This is a genomic window from Streptomyces sp. B21-083 (assembly GCF_036898825.1).
Classification (GTDB): domain Bacteria; phylum Actinomycetota; class Actinomycetes; order Streptomycetales; family Streptomycetaceae; genus Streptomyces.
This window is the reverse complement of the sequence record NZ_JARUND010000001.1, coordinates 704,224-717,424: the sequence shown is the minus strand read 5'-3', so window position 1 is coordinate 717,424 and position 13,201 is coordinate 704,224. Positions and strand designations below refer to the sequence as shown.

At 70.8% G+C, this 13,201-nt stretch carries 14 protein-coding genes; 7 read left to right on the top strand and 7 right to left on the bottom strand.

Annotated features, from left to right (window positions below; translation table 11 throughout):
* The first annotated feature begins 304 nt into the window (after positions 1 to 304).
* Together QA861_RS03265 and QA861_RS03260 are read left to right on the top strand one after the other, a co-directional pair.
* The gene (locus QA861_RS03265) at positions 305 to 1,504 is read left to right on the top strand and encodes an NAD(P)/FAD-dependent oxidoreductase (RefSeq protein WP_334586662.1); all 1,200 of its coding nucleotides are present in this window, start codon (positions 305 to 307) and stop codon (positions 1,502 to 1,504) included.
* Positions 1,505 to 1,657: 153 nt separating this feature from the next.
* Positions 1,658 to 2,584, top strand: a complete 927-nt coding sequence (locus QA861_RS03260; RefSeq protein WP_334586661.1) for an RNA polymerase sigma-70 factor — start codon at positions 1,658 to 1,660, stop codon at positions 2,582 to 2,584.
* Positions 2,585 to 2,610: 26 nt separating this feature from the next.
* Here QA861_RS03260 and QA861_RS03255 read toward each other — a convergent pair whose 3' ends face one another.
* The 5 genes from QA861_RS03255 to QA861_RS03235 all read right to left on the bottom strand — a co-directional run bounded on the left by QA861_RS03255 (position 2,611) and on the right by QA861_RS03235 (position 6,425).
* On the bottom strand, positions 2,611 to 3,546 hold the full coding sequence (locus tag QA861_RS03255) for an alpha/beta hydrolase fold domain-containing protein (RefSeq protein ID WP_334586660.1): 936 nt from the start codon (positions 3,544 to 3,546) through the stop codon (positions 2,611 to 2,613).
* An 87-nt stretch (positions 3,547 to 3,633) separates the two neighbouring features.
* Positions 3,634 to 4,443: an SAM-dependent methyltransferase gene (locus QA861_RS03250; protein ID WP_334586659.1), complete on the bottom strand. Its 810-nt coding sequence runs from the start codon at positions 4,441 to 4,443 to the stop codon at positions 3,634 to 3,636.
* Between the two features lie 52 nt (positions 4,444 to 4,495).
* On the bottom strand, positions 4,496 to 5,026 hold the full coding sequence (locus tag QA861_RS03245; protein WP_334586658.1) for a hypothetical protein: 531 nt from the start codon (positions 5,024 to 5,026) through the stop codon (positions 4,496 to 4,498).
* Positions 5,027 to 5,309: 283 nt separating this feature from the next.
* On the bottom strand, positions 5,310 to 5,555 hold the full coding sequence (locus QA861_RS03240) for a DUF397 domain-containing protein (protein WP_006374031.1): 246 nt from the start codon (positions 5,553 to 5,555) through the stop codon (positions 5,310 to 5,312).
* A 3-nt stretch (positions 5,556 to 5,558) separates the two neighbouring features.
* Positions 5,559 to 6,425 (bottom strand): Sco1979 family transcriptional regulator, encoded by an 867-nt coding sequence (locus QA861_RS03235; protein WP_503461730.1) that lies wholly within the window; start codon positions 6,423 to 6,425, stop codon positions 5,559 to 5,561.
* Between the two features lie 253 nt (positions 6,426 to 6,678).
* Between QA861_RS03235 and QA861_RS03230 the strand changes: the two genes are divergently transcribed.
* The 4 genes from QA861_RS03230 to QA861_RS03215 all read left to right on the top strand — a co-directional run bounded on the left by QA861_RS03230 (position 6,679) and on the right by QA861_RS03215 (position 10,427).
* On the top strand, positions 6,679 to 8,181 hold the full coding sequence (locus tag QA861_RS03230; protein WP_334586656.1) for an NsdA family TPR-like regulatory protein: 1,503 nt from the start codon (positions 6,679 to 6,681) through the stop codon (positions 8,179 to 8,181).
* Between the two features lie 186 nt (positions 8,182 to 8,367).
* Positions 8,368 to 8,787, top strand: a complete 420-nt coding sequence (locus QA861_RS03225) for an ATP-binding protein (RefSeq protein WP_334586655.1) — start codon at positions 8,368 to 8,370, stop codon at positions 8,785 to 8,787.
* Between the two features lie 43 nt (positions 8,788 to 8,830).
* Positions 8,831 to 9,403, top strand: a complete 573-nt coding sequence (locus QA861_RS03220) for a DUF6624 domain-containing protein (RefSeq protein ID WP_334586654.1) — start codon at positions 8,831 to 8,833, stop codon at positions 9,401 to 9,403.
* A gap of 58 nt (positions 9,404 to 9,461) precedes the next feature.
* Positions 9,462 to 10,427 carry an SDR family oxidoreductase gene (locus tag QA861_RS03215; protein ID WP_334586653.1) on the top strand — a complete coding sequence of 322 codons (966 nt, stop codon included), beginning with the start codon at positions 9,462 to 9,464 and terminating at the stop codon, positions 10,425 to 10,427.
* Positions 10,428 to 10,471: 44 nt separating this feature from the next.
* Here QA861_RS03215 and QA861_RS03210 read toward each other — a convergent pair whose 3' ends face one another.
* Entirely contained in the window at positions 10,472 to 11,050 is a 579-nt protein-coding gene (locus QA861_RS03210) for a hypothetical protein (protein WP_334586652.1), read from the bottom strand.
* 182 nt (positions 11,051 to 11,232) lie between these two features.
* Between QA861_RS03210 and QA861_RS03205 the strand changes: the two genes are divergently transcribed.
* A complete protein-coding gene (locus QA861_RS03205) occupies positions 11,233 to 11,928 on the top strand; it encodes a L,D-transpeptidase family protein (protein WP_334586651.1) in 696 nt (231 codons plus the stop codon).
* A gap of 33 nt (positions 11,929 to 11,961) precedes the next feature.
* Here the strand turns inward: QA861_RS03205 and QA861_RS03200 are convergent, their stop codons facing one another.
* Positions 11,962 to 13,164: a Gfo/Idh/MocA family protein gene (locus QA861_RS03200; RefSeq protein ID WP_334586650.1), complete on the bottom strand. Its 1,203-nt coding sequence runs from the start codon at positions 13,162 to 13,164 to the stop codon at positions 11,962 to 11,964.
* Positions 13,165 to 13,201 lie beyond the last annotated feature (37 nt).

Genomic DNA, 13,201 nt, shown 5'->3' with positions numbered 1-13,201 from the left:
TCCCCTGCAACTGGGCTCGGCCCTCCTCCAGCGCGGGCCCGCACCCCCAGCCCGACCGCTTCCCGACAACTGAGTCCGTCCCCCTCCAGTACAGGCCCGCATTTCCAGCCCGTCCGGCGTTTGAGGACAAGGCCCGTTCAGGGCCGGCAGGGGGTCTGGGGGCGCAGCCCCCAGGTACGGGATGGGACGGGTAGGGGCGGCGGGGGCGAAAAAATAATCACCGCCCCTGTCACAACCCTCGCTCAGCCGGTGTCTTGAGGCCGAACCCCATTCAAGGGGCGACCGTCGAAGCGGAGGAGACACCATGAGCGGGAACACCGAAGTGGTCGTGATCGGCGGCGGCTACGCCGGCGTCATGGCGGCAAACCGCCTCACACAGCGCACCGACGTGACCGTCACCCTGATCAACCCGCGCCCGACCTTCGTCGACCGAATCCGCCTCCACCAACTCGTCAGCGGCACCCACGACGCGGTCACCGACTACCGGAAGATCCTGGCCGAGGACGTCCGCCTGGTGGTGGACAGCGTGACCCGGATCGACACGGCCGGGCGCGGCGTCACACTCGCGAGCGGCGACACCGTCGGCTACGACCACCTGGTCTACGCCGTGGGCAGCGGCAGCGCCGACCCCCGCGTCCCCGGCGCCGCCGGGTTCGCGTACCCGATCGCCGGCCTGGAGGAGGCACAGCGGCTCCGGCCGGCCCTCGACGCCGCGCCCGCCTCGGCCCCGGTGACCGTGGTCGGCGCCGGTCCGACCGGCATCGAGACCGCCGCCGAGCTGGCGGAACAGGGCCGCACCGTGACCCTGGTGTGCGGCGGACTGCTCGGCCCGTCCCTCCATCCGCGGGGCCGGCGTGCGGTGGCCAAGCGGCTCGCCGCACTCGGGGTGAGCGTGCTCGACGGCCCCGACACGAAGGTGACCGAGGTGACCCGTGCTGCCGTACGCCTCGCCGATGGCCGCGAACTGCCGAGCGCGGTGACCATCTGGACCGCCGGCTTCGGGGTCCCCGACCTGGCCGCCCGCAGCGGACTGCGCACCGATGCCCTGGGCCGCCTGCTCACCGACGAGACACTGACGAGCGTGGACGACGAGCGCATCGTCGCGGCCGGGGACTCGGCGGCCCCGTCGGACCTGCCGTTCCGGATGAGCTGCCAGGCGGCGGTCCAGCTGGGCCCGCAGGCCGCCGAGACGGTGCTCAGCCGGATCGCGGGGGAGCGGCCCGCCCCGGTCGACGTGGGGTTCGTCGCCACCTGCATCAGCCTGGGGCGGCACGCCGGCGTCTTCCAGCTCATGGGCAAGGACGACACCGTCAAGAGGTACTACCTCGGCGGCCGGACCGGCGCGAAGGTCAAGGAACTCATCTGCAGGAGCATCCCCTGGCAGCTCTCGTACGAGGCACGCAAGCCCGGCGCACGCACCTGGTGGAGCAAGGACGCCAAGCGCCGGCAGCTCCTCCGGGCCAAGGCCGACCAGGAGCGGGTCACCGCCGAGCGGGCAGCCTGAGACACTGCCCGGCGTGTCACCGCCGGACGCCGGGCAGTGCTCCCCTGGCGGTCGAACGGCTGTCGACGACGACGAAAAGGACCCTGCTGTGAACGCACGCCCGATCACCGACGGCGGCCGGCGCCGCCGCCCGCGCCGGACAGGGGCCGGGACATGAGCGACCACACCACGGCCCCCGACCCCGGCACCGGCCCCGGAACCGACCCGGCGACCGAGACGTTCGTCGCCCACCGCAACCTGCTCTTCACCGTCGCGTACGAGATGCTCGGGTCGGCGGCCGACGCCGAGGACGTCCTCCAGGAGACCTGGCTGCGCTGGGTCGCGGTCGACCTCGCGCAGGTCCGCGACCAGCGCGCCTACCTGGTCCGGATCACGGCCCGGCAGTCCCTCAACCGGCTGCGCACGATGAGCCGCCGCAAGGAGGCCTACGTCGGCCAGTGGCTGCCCGAGCCGCTGCTCACCGCGCCGGACGTGGCCGAGGACGTCGAACTCGCCGAGAGCGTCTCGATGGCTCTGATGCTCGTCCTCGAGACCCTCTCGCCGACCGAACGCGCCGTCTTCGTGCTCCGCGAGGTCTTCGATACGGGCTACGACGAGATCGCCGCCGCCGTGGACAAGAGTCCCGCGGCCGTCCGTCAGATCGCCAGCCGCGCCCGTCGGCACGTGGACGCCCGGCGCCCCCGCCAGACGGTTTCCCCGGCCGTGGGCCGGGCCGTCCTGGAGTCGTTCCAGCGCGTACTGGAAACCGGGGACCCGCAGATCCTCCTCGACGTGCTCGCCCCGGATGTCGTCCTGGTGAGCGACGGCGGCGGTATCAAGCAGGCGGCGCTGCGGCCGATCAACGGCGCCGACAAGGTGGTCCGCTTCCTGTTCGGCGCCGCGGGCAAGAATGACAGCCCGATCACCTTCACTCCCACCATGGTCAACGGCGGCCTGGCACTCGCCGTACACCTGGGCGGTGAGCTCGACGGCATCATGGCGATGCGCGTCGAGAACGGCCTTGTCACCGGTCTCTACTACGTCCGCAACCCCGAGAAACTGACCCGCGCCGGAACGGAGACCCCCCTCACCCTGCGCTGAACGCCCCGGGGCCGGCGGCGCGGGGGTCAGAGGGCCGCCGTGGCCTGCCGTACGTGGTGGGCGACGAAGGGGTAGACCTCCCTTGCCTTCTCCTCGTCGTCGAGGTCGTAGCCGTGGTCGACCCCGGCCATGTCGTGGTGCTCGACCAGCGATCCCACCTGGCGCAGCCGCTCGGCGTAGCGCACGGCCTCCGCCCGGAGGCGGTCGTGCGCCGCCGTGACGACCAGGGCCGGGGCGATGCCCTTGAGGTCCGCGGTCTCCTCCGGATGGGCGGGGGAGACGAGCCGGTCGGTGCGCTCGCGCGCGTCCGGTACGTACGCGCTGTCGAACACCTCGCCCATCCACGGGCGCAGCATCGGCTTGGCGATCGCCGCCCGCTTGTCCTTCGCGGCGGTCGCGAGGTCGAGGGGCGCGTAGTGCAGGACCTGGAGGGCGATCGCGGGGCCGCCCTCCTCCAGGGCCTGGCGGGCCACGGCCGCGGCGAGACCGCCGCCGGCGCTCTGCCCGCCCACGGTCAGCCGGGCACCGTCCCAGCCGTGCTCGGCGCCGTGCGCCGCGATCCACCGGACGACCTCGTACGCCTGCCGGGGCGGGGCAGGGAAGGGATACTGAGGGGCGACGACGTAGTCCACGTTGACGACCACCACGCCCGCGAGCGCGGCCACGGCACGGCAGAAGGCGTCGTCCGACTCGGTCAGCGGAAGGATGAACCCGCCGCCGTGGAAGTTGACGTGGACCGGCGGGGCCGGGTCCTCGGCCGCGGGCCGGTAGACCACGACCCGGGCCTTGGCCACCGAGGTCGGAATCGTCAACTCGCCTGTGGCACGCGGGAATTCGGGAAGGCGGGCGTGGGACGCGGCGGCGGAGCCCCGCCCGCCGGACCGTCGGTCCGCCAGCATGACGAGCCGCTGCATCGCCTTGGCGACGATGGAGGCCACCGCAGGCCTGCCGAGGAGGGACATACGGTTCCGTTCGGTCGGGCTATTGCCAGGAATCCTGTCGATCGACAGGATGACATCAAACACGACCGACCGGTACAACGGAAGCGGCTACGCCTTGTACGCGATGCCTCCGTACACGTCTGTCGGCTGCGGCGAGGTGCCCGGCTCCGGGCGCCAGAGCGGGCAGGAGACGATGCCCGGCTCCACCAGCTCCAGACCCGCGTAGAGCGCGGAGAGCTTGTCGGGGCTGCGCAGCACGTACGGGACCGCGCCCGTGTCGTCGTATCCCTGCTGGGCGCGCTTGAGCTCCTCGTCGGTGTCCGTGCTGTCGTAGTGCACGAAGTAGCTGCCCGGCGGCAGGGCCGCCTGAAGGCGGTGAGTGATCGCCTTGGCCTCCTCCCAGTCCTGGATGTGGCCGAGGATGCCCATCAGCATCAGCGCCACCGGCTTGTCGAAGTCCAGGTACTGGCGCGCCGTTTCGATGATCTTCTCGGGTTCGCGCAGATCCGCGTCGATGTAGTCGGTGGTGCCCTCGGGGGTGCTGGTGAGCAGGGCCTGCGCGTGCCGCAGGACGAGCGGGTCGTTGTCGACGTAGACGATGCGCGACTCGGGGGCCACCTTCTGGGCGACCTGGTGCGTGTTGTCGTACGTCGGCAGGCCGGTGCCGATGTCGAGGAACTGGCGGATCCCGCGCTCGCGGGCCACGAAGGTGACCGCGCGGATGAGATAGGTGCGCGAGGCGCGGGCCATCGTCTCGATGTCGGGGGCGATCTCGCGGTACTCGTCGCCCGCCGCGCGGTCGACCTCGTAGTTGTCCTTGCCGCCCATCCAGTAGTTCCAGATGCGGGCGGAGTGGGGCACCGTGGTGTCGATCTTGGACAGTGCTTCCTGGTCGGGGGTGGGGGAGCCGTCTGTCATCGGAGTTCTCCTGACTTGCCTCGCGCGGACTTCGCTAACCTATCGTCAACTGCTAGCTAGATCGCCGGAGTTGGGACAGTTGGGGCGCTGGGGCACGGATGCGGCGAGTCCGCTCGGCGACCATGTCGGTCAGGGCGGGGGCGACGTCCACGCGTACCACGGGAACATGCTGTGCGAGCGTCCGGAACACCCTTGCGTAGGCAAGGGCGGCGGCAGCGCTCTCCGACCCGTCGTCGTGTTCGCCTCCGGTGAGGTGGAGCAGGGCGCCCTCGCGTTCCGCGACCGCCTCGGCGAAGTCGAGCGCCTGGATCCAGGTCACCCGGGACCGCCCGCGACGCAACGGCCCGTACACGAGTTCCCCGATGATGCCGCCGTCGACGACGAACCGGCCCGGCGCGGCCAGCAGGTCGCGGTAGGGCCGGGTGGGATCGAGATGATGCAGCCCCTCGGGCGGCTGCCGTGACGGGAAGCCGAGCAGGGCCAGTTCGGAGTACAGACAGGCGCGGCGAAGACCCTCGTGGCCCTCGACGACCAGGATCCGGTACGGGGTGACGGTCTCCGTGACGGCCCGCGGAAGGTTCATCGCGTGGGCGTCCCCGTCCTTGGGGAGCGGCCCGGCAGGGGAGTGCCGGCACGGCCGGACGACGTGACTCGACCCGGGGCGTGAGACGGCGTACGCATGCCGCTCCCTTCGGACTTCGGAGTGAATGCGCGCACAACGGTGCGCGCGGTGGCGCGTCAACTCCTCCAGTGTGTACGGCTATCCCGCGCGTCGGGAGTGCACGAACGGGTTGTCCGGTTGTGCGGATGTGGTGGTGCGCCGTACCCGGACCGCTCGCGCCGGAGGCGTACGGCGGGCCGGGGCGTCAGGCGATCAGGAAGTCGGCCTGGCCGGACTTGGCGCCCTCCAGGAACGACACGATCTCGTCCCGGGAGTAGACCAGGGCGGGCCCGTCGGGGTCCTTGGACTGCCGGAAGGCGACACTGCCGTCGGGCAGTCGCTTGGCCTCGACGCAGCTTCCGCCGTTGGTGCCGCTCCAGGGCTTGTGCCAGCCCTCGGAGCCGAGTTCGGTCGCGGGCATGCCGCTGTGGACGGGGTTGTCGGTTGCCATGGTTCACAACTCCTTACGCAGTGCTGCCAGGATCTCCCTGGTCCGAGCGACCGGTTCCGCCTGAACGGACATCCGGTCCAGTACCTCCAGGTACGTCACGACGTCGGCGGGCTGGTCGAAGTACTGCGCGCCGGCGAGGCTCTCCGTGTAGACGACGTCGGGCAGTTCGGAGAAGCCGAAGCGGAAGTAGTGGAAGGGACCGAAGGCTCCCGGGTGCGGACCCGCGGCGAAACGCATGATCTGGAGCCGGACCTTCGGATACTCCAACACCTCACTGAGACGGTCGATCTGAGCCCGCATCACCTCGGCCCCGCCCACGGGCCTGCGCAGTACGGTCTCGTCCAGTACGGCCCAGACGGCGGGCGCCTCGGGCTTGTCGAGCAGATCCTGGCGCTTCAGCCGCAGGGCGACCCGGCGCCGGATGTCCTCGGGACTCTCGTTGGGGAAGCCGATGCGCAGCAGCGCGACGGCGTAGTCCTCGGTCTGCAACAGGCCGGGGACGTAGTGGGGTTCGTAGAGCCGGATGACGGTGGCTTCGCTCTCCAGGCTCACATAGGCGCTGAACCAGTCCGGCAGCACATCGCGGTACGTGTACCACCAGCCCGGCTGGTTGGCCTCCCTGGCGAGGCGGAGGAAGTCGTCGATCTCCTTGGCCAGGACCCCGTAGGTGCGCAACAGCTCCTTCACGTAGGGGATGCGGAGGCCGACCTCGGCCTTCTCCATCCGGCGGACCGTCAACGGCGTGACCTCGATCGCCCGTGCGGCGTCCTCGAACGACACCCCTGCCCGCTCCCGCAGATGCCTCAGGCGCTTTCCGAGGACCATCCGAAGGACGGTGGGGGCGCTTCCGCCTGAGCGGTTGTCGCTCACGTGGGACCTCCGGGGACCGGTCACAGCGGGCAGTGTGCCATGTCTTCGGTTGACACCGACAGGCCTTTGCGGTTCATTCTGAAATTATCAGAACGAAGGTTGCGAGCTGTGCCTGTCGGTCACCATAGTGATCGAGTGACCTGCCGCACATCGCGCGGTGACGTCACCGAAGCCCGTCCGTCCGCCGGGAAGTTGACGTCCCGCCAGATCCGGACGAGTACGTAGCCCCACGCCGACGTGATGCGAAACCTGGATGGCCGCCGTGACGAACGGACAACCGAGAAGCCCCGGCAGGGGCGCGGGCGGAGCCAACACGGCGCTGGCGACCGCGCTCAAGGACGCCGGCTGCTCCTACGCGTCACTCGCGCACCGCGTCAACGAACTGGGCCGCAGACAGGGCGTGGACAGCAACTACGACAAGGCGTCGGTCACCCGCTGGCTCCAGGGTCAGCAGCCCCGGGGCGGCACCCCCGAGTTGATCGCCGCGGTGCTCTGTGAACGCCTGGCCCGCGCACTGTCTCCGGCGGACCTCGGCTTCGTGCCCGACCAGCAACGCCCCGTCGTGGGCAGGGCACTCGTGTACGGCGAGGACGTCGCGGAGACCCTGCACTCCCTGGCGGAACTGGGCTCCACGGACATCTCGCGGCGCACGCTCCTCGGCACGGTCCCCTTCGTCCCGGGCGCCCTGACGAACCCTCAGCGCGAGTGGCTGCTCTGGCTGTTGGAGAACGCGGAGAACGCCGAGAACAGCGAGAACGGCGAGAACGGCGGGACCGGCGACGGAGGCGTCGGCGGAGGCGGTGACTCGGGCCGCGTCCGCCCCGTACCCGCCGCTGTACCGCCACCGGACTGTGCCGGTCCCGTGGAGCAGGTCCACGCGATGATCGGCATGTTCGACGAGATGGACAACCACTACGGGGGCGGCGGGGTCCGCACCAGCATCGTGCACTACCTGTCCACCGAGATCATCCCCATGCTCCAGCAGCGCGGCGTCGCCCCGGCCCAGCTGCGCGAGCTGTTCGCCGCCGCGGCCCGCCTGGCGGCGATGGCCGGCTGGAGCTCGTACGACGCGGGGGAGTACGGGCTCGCGCAGCGCTACATGACCCAGGGCCTGCGGCTCTGCGCCGAGGGGCGCGACCGGGTGCTCGGCGGGCAGATCCTCGCCGGCCTGTCCCATCTGGCGACCAGCCTCGGCCGTCCCGACGAAGGTGTGTGTCTGGCCCGGGCCGGACTCGTCACGGCGAAGGGTTCGGGCAGCCCGCTCGGCCTGATGCGCCTGTACGCGATGTCCGCCCGGGGGCACGCCGCGCTGGGCCGCGCTCGTGAGGCCTCCGAGGCCCTGTGCGCGGCCGAGAGGCAGCTGGCCGCGAGCCGGGGCAGTGCCCAGGAGTCGCCCTGGGTGCGCTTCCTGGACCACCACTACCTGGAGGCGGAGTCCGCGGTGTGCTTCCGTGACCTGGGCTGGGCGGCGCAGGCGCAGGACACCGCGGCGCGGTCCGTGCGCGCCCACGCCGACCGCCGTCGGCGCCAGGCCATCAGCCGGTCCGTGCTGGCGACGGCCCATCTGCAGCAGCACCGTCTCGACGAGGCGCTCGGCACGGCGACCGAGGCGCTCGACGCGCTGAGCGGCGTCCACAGCGAACGATCCATCCAGGCACTGCGGGACTTCCGCGGCCGGCTCACCCCGCATCGCGACGAGCCGATGGTGCAGGAGTTCGAACGCAGGTCGCGACCGGTGCTGGGAGCGGTGGCATAGCCGATGTCGGCGCCACTACGCATATGCAACCGGACAACCCCCGCACTCCCTGGTATGTCAGGCCACCGGTGCTGTTGTCTTCGACAACAGCACCGGTGCACCGGAAGGAAGCCCGATGACGGCACGCACGGCACCCACGGCGTTCCATGACGTGGACGCGGACGTGGACCACCTGGTGAGGCTCCCGTGATCTCCCCCAGCAGGCCCCGCCTGCTCCAGGTCGCGCTGCCCGCCCACCCTTCCGGTGCGGCGCGGATACGGCGCACGGTGGCCGGGCACCTCACCCGCTGGCAGCTGTCCCACCTGGTCGACGACGCGGTTCTCGCGACGGACGAACTGTTCGCGAACGCGGTCAGCCACGCGGGCACCGGCCCGGCCGACTCGATCGCCCTCGTGATGGAACACACCGAGCACGAACTGCGCGTCACTCTTTCGGACCCCTCACCCCTGCTGCCGAGACCCCGTACGCCCGGTACGTCGGCCGAGTCGGGGAGAGGCCTGTCCATCGTCGCCGCGCTCACGGACGGCTGGGGCACCGCGCCGCCGGATCCGGGCACACCGGGCAAGAAGGTGTGGTTCTCGATGTCCACCGGGGAGAAACCGTGAAGGCCGTCGGGGGCAGGAGAACGGTATGAGGAGTGCACCACCCATGGAGACCCCGCGAGGCGCGGCGGCCGAGCCGCGACAGGGCGCCCTGGCCGCCGAACTGGTGCGCAGGGCCGAGGAGGACCAGCGACTGACCCGGCTGGCCCGCGAGGCGCCCACGGCGCTCAACCGGCATTTCGTCACCCGCTGCCGGGGCGCCAACGCGGACGCCCTCAGATCGGTCGTGGCCCGACGCGGCTGGCCCCAGGCGGCTCAGGTCGGCGAGCCCGCGTCGACGGCGGCGCTGATGATCCTGCTGCACACCGCCGACCTCGGCTTCCAGCTCACCTGCCGCGATCTGATCGCGGAGGCGGTCGCGGACGGCGGCTGCCCGGCCGTGCACCACGCCTACATCGCCGACCACTGCGCGGTCGAGCTGGGCCAGCCGCAGTTCTACGGCACCCGCATCAACGCCGACACCCTGTGCCCGTACCCGATCCGCCACCCCGAGACGGTCGAGGAGCGCCGCGAGGACGTGGGCCTGGACCCGCTGGCGGAGCAGCTGCCCGCCCTGCGGCATGTCGTGAGCGGAATACCCGACAGTGGATGTCCGGTATCAACGACACCCTGGACGTGACGCCGGCCCGCAGGCCCGGTCGATCGGGCCCCCGGTCACGCACGGAGGAGACACGGACATGCCGAGGACGACGCACAACCCGCTGGACGGGCAGCTACACGAAGGGGCGCAGGGCGGAGGACTCGCGGGCAAGGTCGCTCTGGTCGCCGGGGCGACACGCGGGGCCGGGCGCGGCATCGCCGTGGAGCTCGGGGCCGCCGGGGCCACCGTCTACGTGACCGGCCGCAGCACCCGGCAGCAGCGCTCCGAGTACGACCGGCCGGAGACCATCGAGGACACCGCCGACCTGGTCACCGCCGCGGGCGGCCACGGCATCGCCGTACCCACCGACCATCTCGACCCGGCGCGGGTACGGGCGCTGGTGGACCGGGTGGCCGAGGAGCAGGGCCGGCTCGACGTCCTGGTCAACGACATCTGGGGCGGCGAGAACCTCTTCGAGTGGGAGAGCCCGGTGTGGGAGCACGACCTCGACAAGGGGCTGCGGCTGCTGCGACTGGCCGTCGAGACCCACGCGATCACCAACCACCACGCCCTGCCCCTGCTGCTGCGCAACCCCGGTGGCCTGGTCGTCGAGATGACGGACGGCACCCTCGACTACAACCGCGCCAACTACCGCAACACCTTCTTCTACGACCTCGCCAAGTCGTCCGTCCTGCGCATGGGCTTCGCCCTCGGCCACGAACTGGGCCCGCGCGGCGCCACCGCCGTGGCGTTGACCCCGGGCTGGCTGCGCTCCGAGATGATGCTCGAACACTTCGGCGTCCGCGAGGAGAACTGGCGGGACGCCCTGGAACGCGTCCCGCACTTCGCCATCTCGGAGACCCCGCGGTTCGTGGGCCGCGCCGTGACGGCCCTGGCGGCCGACCCGGATGTGTCCCGCTGGAACGGCGAGTCCCTCTCCAGCGGCCAACTCGCCAAGGTCTACGGCTTCACCGACCTCGACGGCAGCCGGCCGGACGCCTGGCGCTATGTGGTCGAGGTCCAGGACACGGGGAAACCGGCGGACACGGCCGGATACCGGTAGAGATGTTCCAGATCATCCGCTGACCACAGACGCGGGCCCACGTATCAGCCGCGGTCGCCGTTGCCGTCCGTGTGGCCCGTGTCGCCGGTGGTCCTCGCGGCCGGGACCACCGGCCAGCGTGCGGAGTGGCCCGGTGGCAGCGCCAGGTCGCTGCGAACGGCCGCGTAGTAGCCCTCGCGTCCGGACCGCTGGCGTTGCAGCAGCACCTGCCAGGCTCGCGGATCCTCGGTCCGCTCGCGCAGGAACGCCTCCATCTCCAGCAGCGTGGCGACCCACTCCCGGGCCTTCGCCACCACCCCGGGGTCGCCCAGCAGAAGCAGGGCCTCCCCGTACGGGTCCCTGGCGACGGTGGCCTCGGCGATGAGCGGTGCCGCCTCCTCGGGGGTCAGGGGGTGCGGATGCGGGTCGTTGCCGAGGCTCGCCGCGACCCGGTACGTCAGCGTGACCGACTTCTTGAGCACCCGCGCGTAGTCGGTGTACACCGCCAGCCGCCGCTCCTCCCACCGCGCCTCCCGTTCGCGCGTGAAGCGGACGCGCTCCCCTCGCGCGACGGCCCAGTAGGAGCCGAGGGCGCCGATGACGACACCTATGAGGGCGGGGAGTTGCTGCATGAACGCGGACATGTCCGAACGCTATCTGCCCAGTTGATCGCCGGGACAGTACGGTCGGACCATGACGGCCATGTGAATGTCACCGTTTCGTCCCGGCCCGGGCGGATCTACAACCGATCAGCCGCAACGGTGGTCTAGCAAGCAGAGAACGTTCATGACAACCCGCTCGCAGCACGTAGGAGAGAGGTACCGACATGGGGGACGTACGCAGACGAGGGGTCGTCGCGCTCGGGGTCGCGGGGCTCGTCGCGCCGCTCGCACTCGTGGTCACCGCCGCACCGGCGCAGGCCGCGAGCTGCACGACGCAGACCGGCCCGTACCAGAAGAAGGTGGAGAAGTTCCTCGGGCGGCCCGTCGACGGTGTGCAGTCCGCCGCTGACTGCAAGGCCACCCAGAGCTTCCAGAAGAAGCACGGCATCACTCCCAGCGCGGGCTACGCGGGCTCCGTCACCTGGGGCGTGATGGACCTGATGCTGAAGCAGCGGGCCGTCGGCAACACGCCCAACAGGGAAGGCAAGTGCCCGGTCAACAAGGGCCGTATCGCCTGCGTCAACCTCACGCTCCAGCTGAGCTGGATCCAGGACGGCAGCCGCCTCGTCTACGGCCCGGTGCCGGTCCGCACCGGCCGCGACGGCTACGAGACCCGCACCGGACTGAAGAAGATCTACTGGCGGGACATCGACCACGTCTCGAACATCTACGACGTGCCGATGCCCTACAGCCAGTTCTTCGACGGCGGGCAGGCCTTCCACTCGGTCGGCCTCAGCATGTGGAACCCGCCGGGCTCGCACGGCTGCGTCAACATGACCAAGACGACGGCCAAGAAGTACTGGTCGCTGCTGAGGAACGGCGACGACGTCTTCGTGTACGGGCGCAAGCCGGGCACCTGAGGCACCCGGCCGACCCTCGTACCGTGCCCCTGGTCACGCCTCGGGCGCGTCCCCGAAGTCGGGGATCGGCAGCCTCGCCCCGCCCTGCCGCGCCGAGTCGTGCGCCACGATGCCCGGCAGGGTGTAGCGGGCGGCGACCCACGCGTTCACCGACGGCAGGGTGCGGGTGTTGACCGCCGTCACGAAGTCGTCCACCAGGAAGTGGTGGCTGCCCTCGTGGCCGTTGTGCAGCTCGTCGAACTCCCTCGGGAGGCGGGAGCGGTCGTGCACCGGAGCCGAGCCGGAGGTGAACGCGGCCCGCAGGTCCGGGGCGATGCGCTGGAGTGACGGATCGTCAGGAGCCATGGTGGGCTTGGGCTCCAGCAGCTCGCTGATGTCCGTGACCCCCTTCTTGTCCTGCCACAGGGCGACCGTGGCGAGCTGCTCCATACTCGCGTCCGTACCGAAGAACCGGAACCGCGACTCCCGGATCTGCGAGGGGTAGCCGACGCGCCGGAACTCGTTCGTACGGAACGAACCGCCGCCCGCGACCTCGAACAGGGCGCTCGCGTTGGAGTAGTCGTTGCCGAACTGGCTGACCTCCTTGTCGAACACGCCGTCGCCGCGCTCGTCCCGCACCCCGATCGCCGACACGCTCACCGCGTGCGTCTGCCAGGCACCGAGCACCCCGCCCACCGAGTGCGTCGGGTAGAGGAGCGGGGGATAGCTGGCCGTCGCCTTCCAGTTCTCGCCGCCGCTGTACTGGTAGGCCTCGTAGAACCCGAGGTCCATGTCGTGGACGTAGTCACCCTCGGCGTAGAAGAGCCTGCCGAAGGCGCCCTCGGCGATCTGGTTGCGGGCGTGGACGGTCGCCGGGTTGTACTGACTCGTCTCACCCATCATGTAGGTGAGTCCGGTGGCCCGTACGGCGTCGATGATCGCGCCGATCTCCTCGGCGGTGATCGCCATCGGCACCGCCGAGTACACGTGCTTGCCGGCGCCGAGGCCCTGGAGGACCAGCGGCCCGTGCGTCCAGCGCTGGGTGAAGATCGCCACCGCGTCGACCGTGGGCGACTCCAGCATCGCCTCGTACGAGGGGAACGTGCCCGACAGGCCCTCCGTCGCGGCCAGTTGCTCCGCGCGCTCCGGCAGGAGGTCGGTCACATACACCTCGCCGACGCCCGGATGGGCGAGGAACAGCTTGGCGAACTGGCCGGAGAACTGCCCGGCGCCCACGATGCCGAGGGAGAACGTCATGTTGTGCGTGCCCTTCATATGGTGTCCGACCGGTGAC

What these genes read in the sequence shown, in the direction of transcription:
- QA861_RS03265 (WP_334586662.1), top strand. Translation starts at nt 305, where the DNA reads ATGAGCGGGAACACCGAAGTGGTCGTGATCGGCGGCGGCTACGCCGGC.
- QA861_RS03260 (WP_334586661.1), top strand. Translation starts at nt 1,658, where the DNA reads ATGAGCGACCACACCACGGCCCCCGACCCCGGCACCGGCCCCGGAACC.
- QA861_RS03255 (WP_334586660.1), bottom strand. Translation starts at nt 3,546, where the DNA reads ATGTCCCTCCTCGGCAGGCCTGCGGTGGCCTCCATCGTCGCCAAGGCG.
- QA861_RS03250 (WP_334586659.1), bottom strand. Translation starts at nt 4,443, where the DNA reads ATGACAGACGGCTCCCCCACCCCCGACCAGGAAGCACTGTCCAAGATC.
- QA861_RS03245 (WP_334586658.1), bottom strand. Translation starts at nt 5,026, where the DNA reads ATGAACCTTCCGCGGGCCGTCACGGAGACCGTCACCCCGTACCGGATC.
- QA861_RS03240 (WP_006374031.1), bottom strand. Translation starts at nt 5,555, where the DNA reads ATGGCAACCGACAACCCCGTCCACAGCGGCATGCCCGCGACCGAACTC.
- QA861_RS03230 (WP_334586656.1), top strand. Translation starts at nt 6,679, where the DNA reads ATGGCCGCCGTGACGAACGGACAACCGAGAAGCCCCGGCAGGGGCGCG.
- QA861_RS03220 (WP_334586654.1), top strand. Translation starts at nt 8,831, where the DNA reads ATGGAGACCCCGCGAGGCGCGGCGGCCGAGCCGCGACAGGGCGCCCTG.
- QA861_RS03215 (WP_334586653.1), top strand. Translation starts at nt 9,462, where the DNA reads ATGCCGAGGACGACGCACAACCCGCTGGACGGGCAGCTACACGAAGGG.
- QA861_RS03210 (WP_334586652.1), bottom strand. Translation starts at nt 11,050, where the DNA reads ATGTCCGCGTTCATGCAGCAACTCCCCGCCCTCATAGGTGTCGTCATC.
- QA861_RS03205 (WP_334586651.1), top strand. Translation starts at nt 11,233, where the DNA reads ATGGGGGACGTACGCAGACGAGGGGTCGTCGCGCTCGGGGTCGCGGGG.
- QA861_RS03200 (WP_334586650.1), bottom strand. Translation starts at nt 13,164, where the DNA reads ATGACGTTCTCCCTCGGCATCGTGGGCGCCGGGCAGTTCTCCGGCCAG.